The organism is Acinetobacter sp. Root1280 (genome assembly GCF_001425285.1).
GTDB lineage: Bacteria > Pseudomonadota > Gammaproteobacteria > Pseudomonadales > Moraxellaceae > Acinetobacter > Acinetobacter guillouiae.
In genome coordinates, this window is record NZ_LMED01000009.1 from 54,259 (window position 1) to 73,490 (window position 19,232).

Consider the following 19,232-nt stretch of genomic DNA (forward strand, 5'->3'; position numbering starts at 1 on the left):
ATAGAATATTAGAAATGATTGGGTTTTGCAAGACGCGGTTGGATTGATTTTTACATAAATTGTTGAAAAATATATTTATGTTGGATTGGGTTGGACGGCATAATACAGGTGTTATACGGACACCGCTTCCGCCACATTGAAGTTTCTGACACTGTTTAACACTATATAAGTATTTGACTTATAAGGTTAAAGTTGGAAACAAGCGGTATAGCAAGCTATGACACAGTACGTCAATGAGCGGTTATAAAGTAGTAAAAAATGCAGTAAGATAATCTCTTACTGCATTTTTTTTTGGTTTATACGTTATGGCTGCTCGTGGAATCAATAAACTGACTGCTTTACAGGTAAAAAAAGCAAAAGCAAATCCGGATAAAATGTATAAGCTTCCCGATGGAGGTAATCTTTACTTACGTATTGATTCCAGTGGTAGCAAATACTGGATATTTAACTATACCCGTCCTTATGTTGGTAAACGTAATGATTTATCTTTAGGGACTTATCCAGAAGTGACTTTAGAAGAGGCACGTTTGGTTCGTGATGAATATAAGAAATTAATCAAGCAGGGGATTGACCCTGCCACTATGCGTTTAGAAACTAAAAACCAAAAACAGAAAGAAGCAGAACATACTTTTCGTGTGGTCAGTGCAGAGTGGCTTAAAAAACGGGAATTGGAAGGTAAACAGGATGAAGAGACTATTCGCCGTTTAAATCATGATGCTTATCCTTATATAGGCGATATGAGTTTTCCACAATTGACTGTGGACGTATTAGAAGCCAAAGTTTTCCAGCGTATTATTGATCGGGAAGCTTTGTCTGTAGCTAAGCGCTTAAAGTCAGACTTGAACCAGATTTTTAAATCAGCCAGAAAAAAGAAACTTATCCAATATAATCCGATAGAAGATATTGAATTACCAAATCCACAGGGTGGGAATTTTGCTGCGGTGACAGAGGAACAAGACTTAGTCCCAATGCTGAATAAAATCTGGAACTATACCAAATTACATGCACGATGCTTAATCACGACACAAGTTGCCTTAAAGTTATCTGTGCTGACCTTCCAGCGCCCAGGAGAAATCCGCAAGCTTAAGAAGGCTTATTATTACCCAGAAGAACGCTGCTTTAAATTCATTGCCAGTAAAACCAAACAACAACATGTGGTTCCATTGTCTGATCAAGCATTTGAATTGGTGGAGTCAATTATTGATTTATACCCACACAGTGAATATCTGTTTGTGGGACGTGATGGCAAGACTTATCTATCAGACAATACTATTAATACAGCATTGAAACGTTTAGGTTATGGTGGAAAGCAAACGGCACATGGCTTAAGAGCAACAGCTCGAACCATGCTTGATGAAATTTTAGAGCAGCGTGTGGACTTTATTGAACACCAATTAGCGCATAAGGTTAAGGACAACAACGGTACAGCCTATAACCGAACCAAATTTCTCAATAACAGACGAGAGATGATGCAGGAGTGGTCTGATTATTTGGAATCTTTGCTTGAAGCATAAAAGTTAAGATATTGAAAAGTATGATTTTTTATTAAATTTATTAGCAGAACATTGCATTGCTGTCTGAAATAAGGACAATTTGTAACAAATTGACCTTATGCTTTTCAAAGAGTTGGTAAATGTATTATAACTAATTCATTATATGTATTTTATTTTTATATGACAGTCATTATGTTAAATGTGATGATTCAAAACTCTTTCTAAAAATTAGTATAGCTGTAATAATTATCTATTAAATAAGAGAATTAAGTTAATGAAATACTCAAAAGGAAACATAGTAAAAGCCCTACTACTTGCTCCGTTACTCTTACTATTTTTATAGCACAGCTGTTTATCATTATGAATATAGTTTAAATTCAATTTTTAAGGTCTTTGTAGAGCATGCCATTGTCTACTTATTATTTTGTATTTTGATTGTACCTTCAGCTTCATGTTCTTACTTCTTTTAAATCGTTATAGTTTTCTTAACTTGCTGACCTTCGGTAATAGTTCATTTATAATTGCAATACCATTTTTTATTTTTTTAGGATGGGGGCATACGGGGAAAATCTCTGAAGAGTGGTGGGGAATATATCAGTGATTTTAGTATCACTATTACCAAGCTTATGTTATTGGCTATTTTTAACGTACTTGAAAGCCAAAGAGTAGTGAATGAAAAAAGTATTATATTTTAATTGTTTAGCACTTATTTTTACTTATATATCTTTATTTTATCAAAAAAATATATTTGTTGACCGTATAGTCGTAGATGAACTTGCAAAAGTTGAAGTTATCGCTGGAGGGTTTCCTTTTCAGTTTCTTGTAGACGGTGAAACATCTCCAGTTGGTAGTATAGGTATCAGCCCCTTATCTCTTATTGTGGGTTTGGATCAATTCATTTTTTTATATTTTATTTTTGATTATTTCTTCTGGCTAGGTTGCCTTTTAGCTTGCTATTTATTTCTTTGGAAGAAAAAGTAAAATGATATGGTCACATGTGAAATCAAGTTATGGACTAATTTAAATTAATGCAAACAGCCTGTCATAGACAGGCTGTTTGCATTTATGCTGCTTTAAGCTCTTTCCGTTCAAGCCATTCAATGATTTGACTTTCAGCCCAAGTGGGCATGCTTGCCGTTAAATAAGTCGGTTCAGGGAAATCACCTCGACGAACCATTTTCCAAAAGGTCGATTCTGCAATATTCAATAAACCCTTTGTTGCAGGTTTATACGATAATCGTCGATGGCGACCACCGCGATCAACATAGTCCTTGGCTGGACGCTCAGGATAATTGACTAAATCTTTAACACGATAACGGTGTTCTAGCATGGCATATGCTCCCAGAAATTAATTTGTATTTAAGTCAAGAATCTCATTCACTGGATCCTATCTGACTCGCTATGCCACAATCATATTGATTCATATTAAGGATTATAATAATACTGGTAAAGTAAAGAATTACTGCACTATAATGATATAAAATGTATTTGATAAATAATAAATAATTGGAATGTTTGGTTTATGGCTTATGTTGAACAAGAAGAGTTAAGTGTCTTCGTATTTGAAGTGTGCCAAGGCTTTCTTAACTACTGTACAAAATCAAAATATGAGCATGAAATTGAAGCGCCTGATCGAGACGAACTAAATCTCAATGCGTTGCTAGAAATCCGCAGTTTTTCCAACGTGGATGAAGTTCAAACAATCATTCAACTTATGCAACAGCCGATTACGGTTCAAAGATATAACACAATTTATTCAAGCCATGACTTTTTTGAGGTTTTAGATGGGCTTGTTAACTTAATAGACGAACTGGAACAACTTACTGATAAACAGATCAAAATACAGTACAAAAGTATACTGAGTAAGTATGCCAGTATGAATGTTGATATTTTATATAGCCGAAAAATTCATACAAGGATTCGAGGGGTTCGTGGAGCACAGAAACGCTATCAAGATGTGCTCTATAAAAAGCATCAAGTTATTTTTGATTTTATGTTGAATAAAGCCAAAGAGCAGGGAAAATGGCAAAACTTGAATGCTGCCGTAGAGAATGTTTTACCTGAATTAGACCCTGTGCTTAAGCAATTTGATAAGGAATGGATTGCAACACAATTAGCAGAAAAAACTAAAAAGCTAGGGAAACTCCAGCAAGAGTTTGATAATTATAAACAGAATCTTCCACGTTATAAACTTGGCTCAGCCAAAATAATGACATCCACTAGGGCGCAAACATATACCAATAAAATTAGAGAAATTCGTGTTGAATGTAGTGAACTAAACAAAGCCTTAAACATGCCAGATCCATCAATATTGCTAAAAAAGCAGCTTCCGTTCAATACAGCTTATCAGCCAGAAGTCATCAAAAATTTATTGCGTAAGCAAGAGAATCTGCTCGCACAAATTATCGAACCTTGTGCAATAGACTGAATAAATCTTAATTTTAAAATCGCTAAATTGAGGGTTTTTATAGAACCAAGGTTGCACTTTGATGTGCAATTTTTTTGTGTTTTTTAAAATTAATAAGAGTGATAAACTAAATTTAAATTGATGATTTATGAATTTAAGATAAGCTATTTTATATAAATTAAATGTGATTAATATAAAATTATAAAATTTATAAATCCAAATTTATGCATTGGTATCTATAGCGATTAGTCGAGTTTAGCATGGTTTTACCTCCAAATATTTCAAATGAAAATTTTTTTAAATTACTAAAACATAAAATTCCAACCTTATATTCAACTCGCTATACAGATGTGTTGAGCGAGAAAATAATTTTTAAAGAAACAATTGAAGCTTTGAAGCGGATATATGATTTTGCTCAAGAAGTCAGTGATGATATCTGGGATGTTGAAGTGTTCATTTCAAAATTCAGACATAAAAATGATCACCAACAGCTTGCGGAATTTTGTCAGTTGTTTAATGCAATTCGTTTGCAAAAAGAATTATTTCCACACCCTGAAATTTTTAATCATCTATTTTTTAAAAGTGTTTATGAGGTATATGTACAGCTTGATAAAGGCGCTGATCATGATATAAGGAAGAAATATGGCATTTTAGGCTATCGACCATTATCTAAAGAAAAACAGGAGGAATTTGCTGAAGTCGCATTTATTTATGATACTCATCATCAAATAACCCCTTGGATGACCAGAAATATCCCGTATGAACGTATAGCTCAACTGATAACCCACGTTGGATATCAAATTGAGCATGGAATGAATGATCATCGTAAGCAGGAAAAAAACGTATTCGATAAGCTAATTCAACAAGCTCAAAGTTTTGATCATTTATTAGGAACGCATTCATCACTCAATGTATTTACAATAGATATTAGGATTCAAGACTTTTTAAAACCTAGGTCAGATCTATTGGATCAAGTAGGACGTGTACAAAATAGCCCCATTCAAGATATTAAGCATATCTTGGCTAGGTTTCCTGATTTGCTCAGTGGATTAACCAAAGTTGAAACACATGGCGCTAAAGAGGATCTAAACTTACATTGTATTTTGATATTAAAACCCTCTAAAAAATTCTCTGAAAAAAAATCAATAGAAGTTTTACAACAACAAATCCAGAATTTTTTGGGGATTTCCTATTACGTTTCGATTCGTAATTGGAATGAGGTCATTAGGAAAAATTATTCTAAGAATGCTGTAGGTTTGATCAAAAACTCACAAATCAAAAATGTTCAAGCATTTAAATATTGGGTACTTAGCTTTTTCTTTAGACTTGATTTGTACATTCAGCCTAAATTACCGAATCACTTAAAAGACCATTTGGCTACGAATGGAACTTTAGATGCTTACCTAAAGACGGTTGCAGCAGACAATCTGAACTCCAAAAATTACATTATTGAAGAAAGCTCCTTAAAAGAGTTAAAAAAAGTGCACAAAGCTTTATCAAAAGGTTATCAACCCTTTTTATCTGAGAGTGAGCGAAAATCTGTTTGGAGTACACGTAGTCTATCTAAAACCAGTCAAGCTTATATTGAAGCGGTGAAGCATTACTATCGTGAGATTGAACCTGATTCTGAAAAACTTCAATCGATGATACATATTGAGATTTTTATTGAGACATTGGTTACAACGGAACTAAAAGCTTTTGAGCTTAGTGTATCTGGTGATCAAAAAATGCTAACACGTCAAATTTTACATGGAGCGATTACGCGTCTAGGTAAACAATTTATATTGTTAGGTGAAAGTAAATTAGAGAATCCTGTTATACGAACAATACAAGATTTTGAATTACATGAGAATGGTCTAATTCAAGAAAGCAAAAATGCACTAAAACAGCTCACCAGTTTACAGGTCTCTAAAGAGTCAATTCAGAGTATTAATTCATCTATTTTTAACTTACGTCGCATATTCACTGAGATGTCTCTTGGCTCTAACGATAAGTCAATTAAAGAGATTAGAATCAATGCTTACAGAAAATATAAAAAACGCCTAGAAGTAGCCACCATTTTATTTCAACATTTGATGAAAAAAGATAGTTTAATATTTAGACTAACTGTTGAATTGATCCTTGAATCTGAATTTATAACTCAGGAAAAATTAGCAATTTTATGGACTGCTTTTTTGCACCATGCACAACGCGCAAAACCTTTATCATGGAGGACTGGTTACTTTGGATTGTGGCGACAGGATGAAATAGGGCATTTTTACGCTGATGTGTTTATTGTATTTGATGATCGGGCATTTGCTGACCCAACCTCAATAATTCAAGGGTTAAATATAAAGTGGATTAAGTTTGTAAAAAACAAAGCACAGTCTATTTTAGAGATGAATGAAAAGCCTCATTTCAAAAGCCATAAAATACAAGGTAAATCAATCATGCAGATTAATGAGGAATATTCACTCAATCGTTTGCTGATTGAATCAACGAATAAGCAAAGGAAATCGGATTTTTTACAAAAAATTATTCCAACTTTCTTAAGCCATAGCATGAGCTCTCCTCAGCTAAGGAAACTGCCTATGGCTTACTCTGTTCCATCACCGAATTTTCAGACCATGAGCGTCGCTCTATGAGTCAAGATCATCGACTGGATTCAGCTTGGTTTGGTGCAGGGGCTGGTTTAAAGCAACGAGGATTAGAACAGGCTTTAAGAATGATTACTTAAGCTTTATATGCAAAGTTTCAAGAGCCTGTAATTTTTTAGCCTAAGCATCAGCAAATAAAATATCTAAATTCAACCCATTTTATCTCAAAAAACCACATCTACGGATGTGGTTTTTTTATGCCCAAAATTTATCAATTAGAGGAAATACCCATGAATAGACCACAACCCAGTCATTACAAAACAACAGTCAATAGACCCACCACACCGCCATTATTCCCACCTCAAACCATACCCTCAAAACCGACAGCAACAGAGCGTCGCAAACTATTTACAGCAAAACGCTTCGTCGAGACCAAAAAACTTAGTCAAGCCGAATGGTTAGAAATACGCAGACAAGGCATCGGCAGTAGCGATTGTGCAGCAGCCTGTGGACTCAATCCCTATATGTCGATGCTAGAACTGTGGATGATCAAAACAGGACGGATTAAACAATCCATCGAAGATGAAAGCGAAGGACATGCACCTTTGTATTGGGGCAAACGTCTCGAACCCTTGGTGGCTGAATACTACAGCATACACACCAACAACAAAGTCCGTCGTGTCAATGCTGTATTGCAACACCCCGAAGCTGACAAATATTTTATGTTGGCGAACTTGGATTACTCAGTGGTGGGAAGTGATGAAGTCCAAGTTTTAGAATGTAAAACCGCAGGGGAATATGGCGCCAAACTGTGGCGAGATGGTGTGCCTTTATACGTGTTGTGCCAAGTACAACATCAATTGGCAGTCACAGGAAAAAAGGCAGCACATATCTGTGTGCTGATCTGTGGACATGAAACCCGCATCTTCAAAGTGACACGGAGTGAGTCGGTGATTCAGCACATCGTCAATGCCGAACGCTACTTCTGGGAATGCGTAGAAAAAGATACACCACCTGATGCGGATGCTTCTGAATCGGCAGCCAAAGCCCTACAATTACTTTATCCCGAACATATACCACTGAGTACCACAGACTTATCTGAAGATGCACAAGCCAATCAACAGTTTAAACAATTGCTTCAAGCACGACATCAAATTGAAATTGGTCAAGAGACATTTGACCTGCTGAAACATCAACTACAAGCCAAGATGCAACAGGCTGAACGAGCGACCTTTAAAACAGGCTCAGTGACGTGGAAAAAGTCTAAAGACTCAATCAGCTTAGACAGTAAGGCATTACTCAAACAGTACCCTGAATATCTCACTCAATTCCCTCAAAATAAACAAGGTTCTAGGCGCTTCAATATCTATACAGATGATGATGAATAAATAAAAATTCATCATAACCCAAACCTAATCCAGCGAATATCTACAAAAAATCGCAAAACAGCCCCCGTTCCCTGTAAGCACCGAAGTACTTACAGAGAACAAAATGGACTGAATTGCAAAGTTTGATATGCATTTAAAAATGATTGATTTCTACATATCAACCGAACATCGGTAAAAAATTACGGAAGAGGACAACAGCATGATCAAAGGCTTAGCCATTACACCGCCGATACTCGGACGTATTAGTATTGGCAAGATTGTCGAAAAGAAGAGCCTAAAAAAGTTGATATAGAGTTTTTAGAAGCCCAAAATCTTTTTTTTGCACAAAAAAGTTATACAAAAAATTTATATGATGTAATTGGGAAAGAGTTATTGATTGATAATCCTGCTGAAAATGATATTCGTCAGGAAATTCCAGAGCTTCATTCCTTATATGAAATGTATGGGCTAAAAACTAAAGATGAAATTAATTATGCATTAAGTAGTCTTGGACGAAAAATTTCTTTACAAAATTATGAAATAATTAAAAATAATTTTGTCGTTTAAATAAAATTAACAGAATATACCTTATGCGTAATAATTAAAGTTTCCTCTTTAGCATCAATATCTTAAAGTAAGTCGTTCTAGAGCCTAGTACTCTAGAACGGCTTATTCATGATTATTTACGTTCCACGGTTACTCTTTGATCATCATTTAGAACTTTTACTGACTTCAATTAAACGATCTTGATTAATCATCAATTCGTTAAAATCGCAAATTGCTCATGATAAGGACTTTGGTGTTTCTACTCATTAACTCAATTAAAAATGGGGATATTACCCCATTATGAAGTGATAAGCCTTTTTTTCAAATATTGCGACAAAAAGAATAGAAAAAGCCAGCATTGAAATGAAAACTTTGTAAGGCCACGAGGTTTTTAAAGATAAATGTTTTTTTTTGTAATAAATGGATAAAACATGAATCTATTGTATTATATTTGTAATTCAAAAAAATCAATGAAAAATGAAGGAAAAAAATGAATTTAAAATTGAATCGAATCACAATTTCTATGTTATCTACCTCTTTTTTTTTAGGAAATTCATATGCTTTAGCTTATGATGGCGATTCCTTTGGAACAACAGCGCTTGCCTTACAAAATCAGGTTGTATCTACATGTCTACCAGGAATAGATGGTCTCTCAAGACAAATATCAATATCAGAAACTGATATTGATAATAAATCATTACCATTTATTAGAAGTTATCAAACTGCTTTACAGTTTGATGCTGATTTCGTAAATAAAAGTGCAACTGCATTACAAGCAGATCAAGATTTTCCAAATTCATATGTTGATAATAAATCAAAAATGGGAGCAGGTTGGAGTAATAATTATGATTGGCAATTAAAACTTGAAAACAATAATACAATTTATTTGTATACGCCAAATAACAATCTTGCATTAATATTCAAAAAGCAAGCTGATGGTTCATATAAATTATTTAATACCTCTTCGAAAATAGCTGCAAATTCTGAATACGAATTCAGTGATAAAAATACTTATTTTGATTTAAATATAAATGGTATGGCTATAAAATTTAGTTCATTATCAGGTAAAAGAAATTCTACACAAATTTTTAATGCAACAGATGTTACATATCCAGGGGGTAAGAAATTATCATTAGCATATGTAATGACTAATATTAACAACAATCAAATTTATCTTTTATCGACAGTTTCTGATAATTATGGAAATAATTTAAAATTTAATCGTATTAACTTAGATGGTAGTGATAAAACTATTAATGGTTTAGCATTGCAAGGTCAAATTTCAAGTGTTGAACTACTGCCGAATTTAATTAACAAACAAATAGTAAAATATGATTATAATGTACAATCAATTACAAAAAATGGTATAACGACAAATACTCCAATTTTGAAAAATGTAAATTCAACTAATTTAGGGGATTTAACATATAATTATATAAGTTATAATCATAAAGGTATGTTTCAAGATTCTAAGAAGAAAATTGCAGGAGTAAATATTCCGATTTTATCAAATTATAGTTTAAATGGTAGATTAATTTTAAATTGGGAAGTTTCATATAATAAACTAACCTCGTATCGAGATAAAAATATTGATGAAGCATATGTAAATTATGTTAGTAATAGTAATAATGTAGTAAATTTTAAAAAGCCTGATTCTACTATTAGTAACGAAAATGAGCAATGGGTTATTACTAATCTAGAAAATTCAATAGTTTTTTCTTCTTCAACAGGTTCAACTTCAACATGCATTACGCATAATGGTAAGGCATTGAGTAGTTTTGAAGTAGATAAAAAATCAAGAAAACTAAAAAATACTGAAGACACTGATCGATTAGATGTGAACTCAGGAGTTTATGATGAGAAATCAAGAATTACAAAAAACACTCAAAAAACAATTGGATCTACTGGCGACGTAGTGGTTGATACTATTGTTTCATATAATTCTTCATATGGAATTCCTAATAAAACAATCTATGGGCCTATTACACAAGATAATAGCATCAATAATTTAGGACAAGTTACAGCTACAAAGGTATCCTCAACACAGGCTGGTAGTTCACCGAAAACAACCGAATATGAATATTTAAGTAATGGATTATTAAAATCATTAAAAAGACAATCTGCAGATGGGATTTTAAATATTTCGAATTTTCAGTATGATAATTTTGGAAACAAGATAAGTGAAACTTTTTCACTAAATGGAACTAAAACAATTAAATACTTAAATTATGATTCATTTGGGCAACCAACTAAAATTATATATCCAAATGGTTTAGTTCAACAAAATAATTTTAATCCAGATGGTACTGTTGAAAGTACTATAGTTGGAGTCGGTAATGAAAATTCAGTTGTAACTGGGAAAAAATGGAAATATGATTATGATAGTAAAAAAAGGTTAATTTCAGAAATTAATCCAGATGGTGAAAAAAAGAATTACTTCTATGATGATTTTGATAGATTAATAAAAATTGGATTTCCGAATGGAGCATTTCAAGAAGTAGGTTATGGTAATTTTGATGGTGGGAAAAATATCATGACTTTAAAGTTAAAAGATTCGACAGGAATAAGTTATTTGGAGGATTATATAAATTATTCTATGGGTTATGATTATATTAAAAAATTTAGAAAAGGGAATGATACAACAAAAAATACAACTAGTTATGCATATAGTCGTAATGGAAAACTCAAAGCAATTTATGATCCTGAAGATGAAGGGAGGAACGAAAGAAGATATTATTATGGCATGTTTGATAAAATTACAACTTATAGAGATAAGTTAGGAAATATTTTTAATTCTGATTATGATGTTTTGGGTAATATGATCAAATATAATGATCCATTATCTAGTAATTCAGGTAGCACATATGTGTATAAGAATTCTAATACATTAGCATCTGAAAATAATAGTGATTTTGGAAGCAAGGTAAATACTTATGATCAAGCAGGTAATTTAGTTGAATATAAATTTGGTGATAGGAAATGTAATATAACTAATTATGATATTTTAAATAGATTTAATAATGTAGATTGCAATAGTTTGAGTGGAACTTCTCTAAATAACCAAATCGTAAAATATAAATTTAATTATGATCAGAGTAGGTTTGGTCGGTTAGATAGTGTGATTTCACTTGATAATATATATGGCGTAGATACATATTATGCTTATGATGATTTTGATAGAGTGGTTGGAAAACGACAAGTTAATAAATTAATAAGCCAGTGGGCTGGTTTGAAATCAGATTTAAATGTAAGCTACTTATATAGTTTGGCTGATAAGTTAACGAGTTTGACTTTACCTTCTGGTCGAAAAGTGGATTATGTGTATGATGCTCAGTATAAAGGTCAGATTAAAAATGTTAATTTAAATGGTGCTAATATATTAAGAGATATTTCTTATAATAATGCTGGTGTTATGACTGGTTGGAATTGGGGTTCTAGTACATCAAGTTATAAATGGGGCTATGACCCAGCATTAACAGGGTTGATAGTTTCTATCAATAATACTGCTAGTTCAGGTATGTCTAATTTAGGTTTAAACTATGAGTATAATAAACGCTATGAAATTCAGAAAGAAATCTTGAATACGGATAGAGTTTTTAATTATTCATATGATAAAGAAAGTAAAATTTTAAATGAAAATAAAATAGTTAATGGAGCTGAAGAGTACAGTATCTCTTATACCTATGACTCTAATGGAAATCGTAAAACTTTAGCTGCAACAGGAGCCCATATGCAGCCAAATGGAAATGTTGTATATGCTTATTTAGGTAATAGGCTTTCTTCTATTAATGGTCAAGCTTTAAATTATACAAATAATGGAGAATTGATTTATGGTAATTCAAAGCCGTGGTATGATAATGCTGATAATAGACGAGAAAATTTAACTGGTGGTGATTTGGATCCGAAATATAATATGACATATAATTATAAGAATGAACGTACAGTTCGTGGTTATCAACATAATAGTTCTGCTTGGAGAGATAATACTAATCAATATGTTTATGATGAAAATAGTAAACTTTTGGGGGAGTATGATGCGGATGGCAACCCAATAGTAGAATATATCTGGTTATTCGATAAACCTGTTGCAGCAATATATGGGACAACTAGCAATACTAAAATTTATTGGATTGCTACAGATGTACAGAATAAACCAAGAAGATTAATTGATAGTAGTAACGATTCTTCAATAGTATGGGCTTGGGATCCTACTGCATTCGGATTAGGTAAACCTTCTATCGAAACAGTAAAACTAAATTTAAGATATTCAGGACAATTTTATGATGAATTAACAAATGAATTTTATAATGTAAATAGATATTATAATCCCGAACTAGGTAGATATATGGAACCGGACCCATTAGGTTTAGCTGCTGGAGCTAATCCATATATTTATGCAATTCAAAATCCTATTATGTATGCTGATGCTGATGGTCGAAACCCATTTTTAATAGGAGCAGTGTTCGGATTAGGATCTTACTCTGCTGGTTTGATGTATACATCTTATAAGCAACCAGGTGATTTTTGGAAAAATGTTCAAAATAATTTTGATGGAGGAGCTTTAATAACCAGTACAGTTCTTGGTGCTGTAACAGCAGGTGGAGCGTCTGCAGTTTTAAAATCAGGGGGATTAATTGTCGATAGAAGTAAATTTTTATTTCCAGAAGCTTCTAAATTTGCTTACCCAGCTTATACAACTTTAGGTAAAGTTATTAGTAAATTACCTTTGAAAATTGATATGAAAGTGATCACTCTTGCTCCACAAAGAATGGCAGCAGATGCTGCCCGTATATGGACAAATCCAGGTGGAGTAACAGTTAAAGCAGTTGCATCTGGTGCAGGAATGTTAGGAAATGATTTATATAAAAACTTATCTAATAACAATTCGATTATGAAGGATATAAATCAAACAAATATGCAACAAAATCAGCAAATGCTAGATAATTTAAAGAATTCTTATAATAGGCCCATAGATTTAAAATATTTAAATCAAATCTATACCCCCCCGAGAGCTGTTGTCTGTGTAGAGTTCACAACTGGAAGCACAGTTGGGTCTTGTTTTTAATAATTAATTTTAAAATGTTAGAAGGGTAGCAATTTTTTAAATAAACTTGTTACCCTCATGTTAACTAACAAGGAAAAGAGATAATGAAATAAAAAAGGCATACTTAATTTATAATGGAAATAGAGGTAAATTTCTGGTATAAAATGGATAATTGTTTTTATGTTGATGTAATATGGAAAATTTTAATTATGGTCTTTGGGCTTCTTTTTCTGCAATAGTTGGGCTGATATTAGTTTCTTTTTTTAGTAAGTTTAGTTTAGTGAAATTGTTTTTTGGCACTTATTTTTTTATTTTTATTACTATTGTAATGGTTTTATATTTTACCAATCGCTCCATAAATAGAGGAGTAGATGGGGATTGGGGAATACATGGCGTTTTTTACGAATTTTTAAATTTAAAAATGTGGGTAATAGGTAGCATTTCGGCATTATTTTTTACTATTCTTTTTATGTTGTCTATTATAATTGCAAATTGGGGAAAAAAATGATTCTAATGAATTTTAGAGGATAGAAAGTTTTAAGTTTTATAAGAGCATTTTTTCAATGTTGAAACAATTTCATAAGGTTAATATATGGAAATAAAAAGTTATAAGTCTGGTTTTACATTACTTGAATTAATGATTGTTTTAGTCATCATTGGGCTTCTCGCTGGTATCATAGGTCCTAACCTATTCAAAAACCTTGAAAAATCAGAAAAAACTACAGCTAAAGCGCAAGTAGATTCATTTATAAAAGCAATAGATCAATATCGTATTGATACAGGAGGTTACCCATCCAACTCATCAGGACTAAGCTCATTAATAACAGCTCCAAGTGGAGTCCAGCATTGGAATGGACCTTATATAAAGAAAGTTCCTCTTGATCCTTGGGGAATGCCTTATCAATATAATTATCCTGGTGAACACAATACAGGAAGTTATGATATTTATTCATTTTCAAAAGATAAAGTACAAGGTGGAGATAAAGAAGATACTCAAGATATAGGTAATTGGTAATGCCAACTTTTCAAGTAGAGATAATGACTAAAGAAGGGTCAAGAGAAAAAATTAGTATTGAAGGGGAGTCAGCTGGTAAAGTTAAAGAAATAATTGAAAATCAAGGAAATCTTATTGTAAAATTTAAAGGTTATAAAATAAAAAATAAAAAGTCATTAAAAAAATTCAATGTAATAATTTTTGTACATGAAGTGAGAACATTACTATTATCAGGAATGTCTTTACCAGAATCTTTAGATATATTGATTGATCATCATAATAATACTGATCACCAAGAAGAAAACCCAATCTTTAAAATTAGAACAGGATTGAATCAAGGTTTACCACTTTCTGAATCAATGAAAAAAGCATCAGATAAATTTCCAATTATATTAATTGCTACTGTTGCTGCAAGTGAAAGAAACGGAACACTTATAAGGGCTTTGGAAAGTTATATCAAATATGATGAACAAGTGTCTGTTATAAAAAATAAAGTTTACAATGCTTCAATGTATCCTTTAACTTTAGTGGCGGTTGCTTTTTTAGTTATATTTTTTCTTATTATCTATTTAGTTCCTCGTTTTGGTGCAATCTATGAGGGTATTGATATTAAATTACCATTAGCATCTGAAATGATGTTGAAATTTGGTGCATTTGTTGGTCATTATCGATTTTATGTTATTACTTTAATTGCTATCTGCATCTTAGTGATATTTTTAAAAATTAGAAAACATGGATTGGAAAAAACTATGATGTCAATATTATTTGTTTTTACACCTCTGCAATCTAGATTAGAAGTGATGTACTTATCAAGGTTCTATAGAGGTTTAGCGCTTTTATTGTCTAGTGGTGCATCAGTGGTTCAATCATTTAGTTTGATTGAGTCATTATTGCTTCCTGAACAGAAAAAGAAATTAAAAAATGCAAAAGAACTTATTTTGCAAGGTCAAAGTTTAAGTATCTCTTTAGAAATTTCAGGTTTAACTACGAAAGTATCATCTCGCTTACTAAATGCTGGGGACAAAAATGGTGAAATTGTTGCAATGTTTGAAAAGTCTGCTGAATTCCATGATTTGGATTTAACACAATTTGTTGAAAAATTTTCTAAATTATTAGAACCTATATTGATGCTATTTATAGGCGGTTTTATTGGCTTAATAGTTGTTCTACTTTATATGCCAATATTTGGTCTAGCGAGCGGTTTAAAATAATGGATGCTTTAATTTCAGAAATTGTTGAACATCAATTTAGTGACAATGAATTTTCAAAATTACAAGTAAATTTTTCTAAAATCAATCATGAGTTGGTTAAACAAAAAAAATGTATTTGCGCTGAATTTAATCATGAACTATGGGTGATTTTCTTTCGTATACCGGAACTTAGCGATATTACTTGGCTTACCTATGAAATACCAAAAAATAATTTTAAAATTGGAACTTATTTTAATGAAATAAGAGTATCTGAATTACTCAATTTTTCTCAAACGAGTAAGCAAAGTTCTGATGAAAGGTCAAATAATGAAGTAATTGATCTTGTTAGTGAAACTATCCTTTATGCTTATAAAAGTAATGCGAGCGATATACATTTTGAAAATGATACTAATCAGCTTACAATTAAAAATAGAATAGATGGAGTACTAATTCAATATAAAAAAATAAACAATAAGAATATTACTGAGCAAATAATATCTAGATTAAAGGTACTTGCCGATTTAGATATTTCTGAAAGACGTGTACCGCAGGATGGCCGTTTATCTGTTCATATAGATCAGCAAGATATTGATTTACGTATCTCTATTATGCCAGGTCTTCATGGTGAGGATGCAGTATTACGTATTTTAGATAAGAAGTCTCTAACAAAGTCACAAAGTAAATTATCCTTAGAAATATTAGGATTCGATGCCGAGAGTTCAAAAAAAATAAGGAAATTGACGCAGCAACCATATGGAATGGTTCTAGTTACAGGTCCGACGGGTTCAGGTAAAACGACTACACTTTATGCCTTACTTCAGGAACAACATAATGATCAACAAAAACTGATAACCATCGAAGATCCTGTTGAATATCAAATGTCTGGAACGTTGCAAATTCCAGTCAATGAAAGGAAAGGGTTAACATTTGCAAAGGGATTACGTTCCATTTTACGTCATGATCCAGATACAATTTTAATTGGAGAAATACGTGATAAAGAAACTGCTGAAATTGCTGTGCAAGCGGCATTAACAGGACATTTGGTTTATAGTTCAGTGCACGCAAATCATGCTTTAGATGTCATTGGTCGATTTAAGCACATGGAAATAGACCTTTTTGGTTTTTTAAATAGTTTAAATGGGATCATTGCACAGCGTTTGATACGATTAAATTGTGAAAAATGCAGCAAATTAGTAGAAATAAATGATACTATTTTGATGTTATCTGGTTTAAGTTTAGATGAATTAAAAAAATATAATTTATCGGAAGGAATTGGATGTGAACATTGTCAATGGACAGGATATAGGGGGCGTAAAGCTATAGCTGAAATCTTGGTAATGAATGATGATATAAAGGAAGATCTTTTAAAAGGAATATCTTTAAGTCAAATTAAACAAAAGCTTATTAATGAAAAAATGGTCTTTTTAAGAAAACAAGCTTTGGCTGTTGTAGCGAGTGGACTATCAACTTTTCAGGAAATCAATCGTGTTACCTTTGTTGAATAATGAAATTATATATATAACATTGTCCTTAGAAAAATGCCTATGGTTAGTTAAAAAAGGAAAAAAAATAGTATCGGGTGATTTTGAAATTGATTATCAACAATCAAATTGGGTAGATATTTTATCTAATCAAATTAAAGTAATTGCACCTAACCAAAGAAGAATTAATTTTACAATAGAGAGTATTTTTTGTAGATTTATATTACTTCCGCCTCAAAAATATTGGCCAAAAAATCAAGTACTAAAATTCTTAGCTATAAATCAATTTGATACAATATATCCGAATTTCGATAGCGGAAAATATGTATATATTTTTGATAAAATTGAATTTGATGAAAAAATATTTTGTATGGCAATATATAAAAATATTTATGATGGAGTCATTAAATTGAAAGATGAGTTTAATCATGTTTTTTTTAATACTTCTTTGGGAAATTTATTGAGTTTCAATAAAGTAAAAGATGAAAATATTAAATTTACTGAGCATAATTTAATATATTTTATTGAAATGAAAAAAAGTAGAATATGTTCCATTACCACTTTTCCAAAAAATATTATTTCAAATTCTGAAAAATATTTAAGCTTTGAAGATATTATACCTAGTTATAATGTGGATAGATTTTATTTTAATAAGGATTTTGAAAATTGTGACAATAATGTCGTTTATTTAAACAATAGTGCAAAAGAAAAAGTCAAAAAAATTTTATTTATAATTATTATTTTATTATTTATTTTTTTGATAATGATAACTGTTTTTTTGAAGTTTAAGTTACATCAAGAGAAGCAAGAGTATGAAGGAAATTACGTAAATTCTAGTAATGAAAAAGTGGTTTATGATAATATTCAAAACTATAGTGAAGCTAACATCCAAACAATTTTAATTATCGATAAAGTGATGGGTCTAAAAGACAATAAAATTAACTTTAATAAAATTGATTTTGAAAATAATATTTATAATATCAATGGTGAAGTTTCAAATACGATAACTTTTAATAGTATGATAAAAAGAGGCGAGGTTGAAAAAATAAATTTTTTAATTAATGACATATCTAACAATTTTGATGATGATAAAATAGTTTTTGACTTAAAGGTTAAAAATGAATAGAAAATTTATGCTATATATAAAGTGGATACTTGAGAAAAATTGGAATAATTTAACATATTTCCAACTTGTAGTGATAATGGTGTTAATCTGCGGACTATACGTTTTATTTTTTATTATACCTGTTGATTTTAAAAACTATACAAACTTAAAAAAAGGAAATGCTGAATTAGTCGAATTTAAAATAATCGAACCTGAGAATAGACACGAACAGAAAAATGTAAAAATTAATAGTAAGTTTTATAGTGATATTTTACCAATTATTTCAATAAATGATGTTGTTTTGATAAACTATAAAGAAATTAAGAAAGAGAATTTTTTTGAGTATAATTTATCAGTAAATGGGACTTGGTTAAATAGTAGAAAGTTTATTGATCAATTTATTAAAAAATTTCCTGACATCAAAATTGTCACTTTAAAAATTGAAAGAAATATAGATGATAATTCAATTTTGACAACATTAGTTTTACGAGGTGAACATGAATAATTATTTTTCTTTACGTATCCCAGAAGAAAAAAAGAGATTGTATGTGTTACTGGCTACAGTTTTATTAGTTAGTATAATTTGTTCACTTTTACCTCAACCTATCGATAATTTATCTCAGTTAAATCAAGTAGAAAAACCGATTTTGAAGCAAAATGCAGACATAGAAAATTATGTTTTTACAGAGTCTAGTTGGAATTTACCATTGTTTGTCAAAAAAGTGACTCCACCTGTAGTTAAAACTGTTACGCTGAAACCAAAATTAGAACTTAAAATTGCTCCTCAAACAACAGCTATTATTCCTAACACTCAAGCAGAGCCAAGTCTTCCTGAAGTCAAATATTTAGGTCAAATTTTAGATAGTAAAAATAAACTTACTTTTTTCGTAAAAATTGGTGATGAAAATTTCATAGCAGAGCCTCATCAAGTTTTGAATGAAACATGGCAGGTGATGAGTTTTGATCAAAATCAGATTGTTTTAAATTATTTACCTTATAATAAATTGGTAACTATTGTTAAATAAGAAT

15 protein-coding genes and 1 pseudogene are annotated in these 19,232 nt (G+C 31.2%); 15 read left to right on the plus strand and 1 reads right to left on the minus strand.

Annotated elements, in window-relative coordinates:
- Positions 1 to 305 precede the first annotated feature (305 nt).
- Positions 306 to 1,514, plus strand: coding sequence for an integrase arm-type DNA-binding domain-containing protein (locus ASC84_RS08815; protein WP_056513772.1), 1,209 nt, complete (start codon positions 306 to 308; stop codon positions 1,512 to 1,514).
- A 651-nt stretch (positions 1,515 to 2,165) separates the two neighbouring features.
- Positions 2,166 to 2,474 carry a hypothetical protein gene (locus ASC84_RS08820; RefSeq protein ID WP_056513774.1) on the plus strand — a complete coding sequence of 103 codons (309 nt, stop codon included), beginning with the start codon at positions 2,166 to 2,168 and terminating at the stop codon, positions 2,472 to 2,474.
- A gap of 82 nt (positions 2,475 to 2,556) precedes the next feature.
- Here the strand turns inward: ASC84_RS08820 and ASC84_RS08825 are convergent, their stop codons facing one another.
- The gene (locus tag ASC84_RS08825; RefSeq protein ID WP_056513777.1) at positions 2,557 to 2,823 is read right to left on the minus strand and encodes an AlpA family transcriptional regulator; all 267 of its coding nucleotides are present in this window, start codon (positions 2,821 to 2,823) and stop codon (positions 2,557 to 2,559) included.
- Positions 2,824 to 3,015: 192 nt separating this feature from the next.
- Here ASC84_RS08825 and ASC84_RS08830 point away from each other — a divergent pair, with 192 nt between their 5' ends.
- The 13 genes and pseudogenes from ASC84_RS08830 to ASC84_RS08880 all read left to right on the plus strand — a co-directional run bounded on the left by ASC84_RS08830 (position 3,016) and on the right by ASC84_RS08880 (position 19,228).
- On the plus strand, positions 3,016 to 3,921 hold the full coding sequence (locus ASC84_RS08830) for a hypothetical protein (protein WP_056513780.1): 906 nt from the start codon (positions 3,016 to 3,018) through the stop codon (positions 3,919 to 3,921).
- 239 nt (positions 3,922 to 4,160) lie between these two features.
- The gene (locus ASC84_RS08835; protein ID WP_056513782.1) at positions 4,161 to 6,524 is read left to right on the plus strand and encodes a hypothetical protein; all 2,364 of its coding nucleotides are present in this window, start codon (positions 4,161 to 4,163) and stop codon (positions 6,522 to 6,524) included.
- Positions 6,443 to 6,616, plus strand: a pseudogene (locus ASC84_RS22290) (DUF932 domain-containing protein); the annotation flags it as partial. The gene ASC84_RS08835 and the pseudogene ASC84_RS22290, both read left to right, overlap by 82 nt.
- Before the next feature lie 150 nt (positions 6,617 to 6,766).
- A complete protein-coding gene (locus tag ASC84_RS08840; RefSeq protein ID WP_155860330.1) occupies positions 6,767 to 7,864 on the plus strand; it encodes a YqaJ viral recombinase family protein in 1,098 nt (365 codons plus the stop codon).
- 372 nt (positions 7,865 to 8,236) lie between these two features.
- Positions 8,237 to 8,410, plus strand: a complete 174-nt coding sequence (locus ASC84_RS22700) for a hypothetical protein (RefSeq protein WP_155860331.1) — start codon at positions 8,237 to 8,239, stop codon at positions 8,408 to 8,410.
- A 469-nt stretch (positions 8,411 to 8,879) separates the two neighbouring features.
- The gene (locus ASC84_RS08845; RefSeq protein ID WP_056513786.1) at positions 8,880 to 13,454 is read left to right on the plus strand and encodes an RHS repeat domain-containing protein; all 4,575 of its coding nucleotides are present in this window, start codon (positions 8,880 to 8,882) and stop codon (positions 13,452 to 13,454) included.
- A 172-nt stretch (positions 13,455 to 13,626) separates the two neighbouring features.
- The gene (locus ASC84_RS08850; RefSeq protein WP_056513788.1) at positions 13,627 to 13,941 is read left to right on the plus strand and encodes a hypothetical protein; all 315 of its coding nucleotides are present in this window, start codon (positions 13,627 to 13,629) and stop codon (positions 13,939 to 13,941) included.
- Between the two features lie 84 nt (positions 13,942 to 14,025).
- Positions 14,026 to 14,448, plus strand: coding sequence for a type II secretion system major pseudopilin GspG (gene gspG / locus ASC84_RS08855; protein ID WP_056513791.1), 423 nt, complete (start codon positions 14,026 to 14,028; stop codon positions 14,446 to 14,448).
- Entirely contained in the window at positions 14,448 to 15,638 is a 1,191-nt protein-coding gene (locus ASC84_RS08860) for a type II secretion system F family protein (protein ID WP_056513794.1), read from the plus strand. Before gspG ends, ASC84_RS08860 begins: the two co-directional genes overlap by 1 nt.
- On the plus strand, positions 15,638 to 17,122 hold the full coding sequence (locus ASC84_RS08865) for a GspE/PulE family protein (protein WP_056513798.1): 1,485 nt from the start codon (positions 15,638 to 15,640) through the stop codon (positions 17,120 to 17,122). Before ASC84_RS08860 ends, ASC84_RS08865 begins: the two co-directional genes overlap by 1 nt.
- On the plus strand, positions 17,103 to 18,224 hold the full coding sequence (locus tag ASC84_RS08870) for a hypothetical protein (protein WP_056513800.1): 1,122 nt from the start codon (positions 17,103 to 17,105) through the stop codon (positions 18,222 to 18,224). Before ASC84_RS08865 ends, ASC84_RS08870 begins: the two co-directional genes overlap by 20 nt.
- Positions 18,217 to 18,708: a hypothetical protein gene (locus ASC84_RS08875; RefSeq protein ID WP_056513804.1), complete on the plus strand. Its 492-nt coding sequence runs from the start codon at positions 18,217 to 18,219 to the stop codon at positions 18,706 to 18,708. The genes ASC84_RS08870 and ASC84_RS08875 overlap by 8 nt, the downstream gene beginning before the upstream one ends.
- The gene (locus tag ASC84_RS08880) at positions 18,701 to 19,228 is read left to right on the plus strand and encodes a hypothetical protein (RefSeq protein WP_056513805.1); all 528 of its coding nucleotides are present in this window, start codon (positions 18,701 to 18,703) and stop codon (positions 19,226 to 19,228) included. Before ASC84_RS08875 ends, ASC84_RS08880 begins: the two co-directional genes overlap by 8 nt.
- The last annotated feature ends 4 nt before the right edge of the window (positions 19,229 to 19,232 follow it).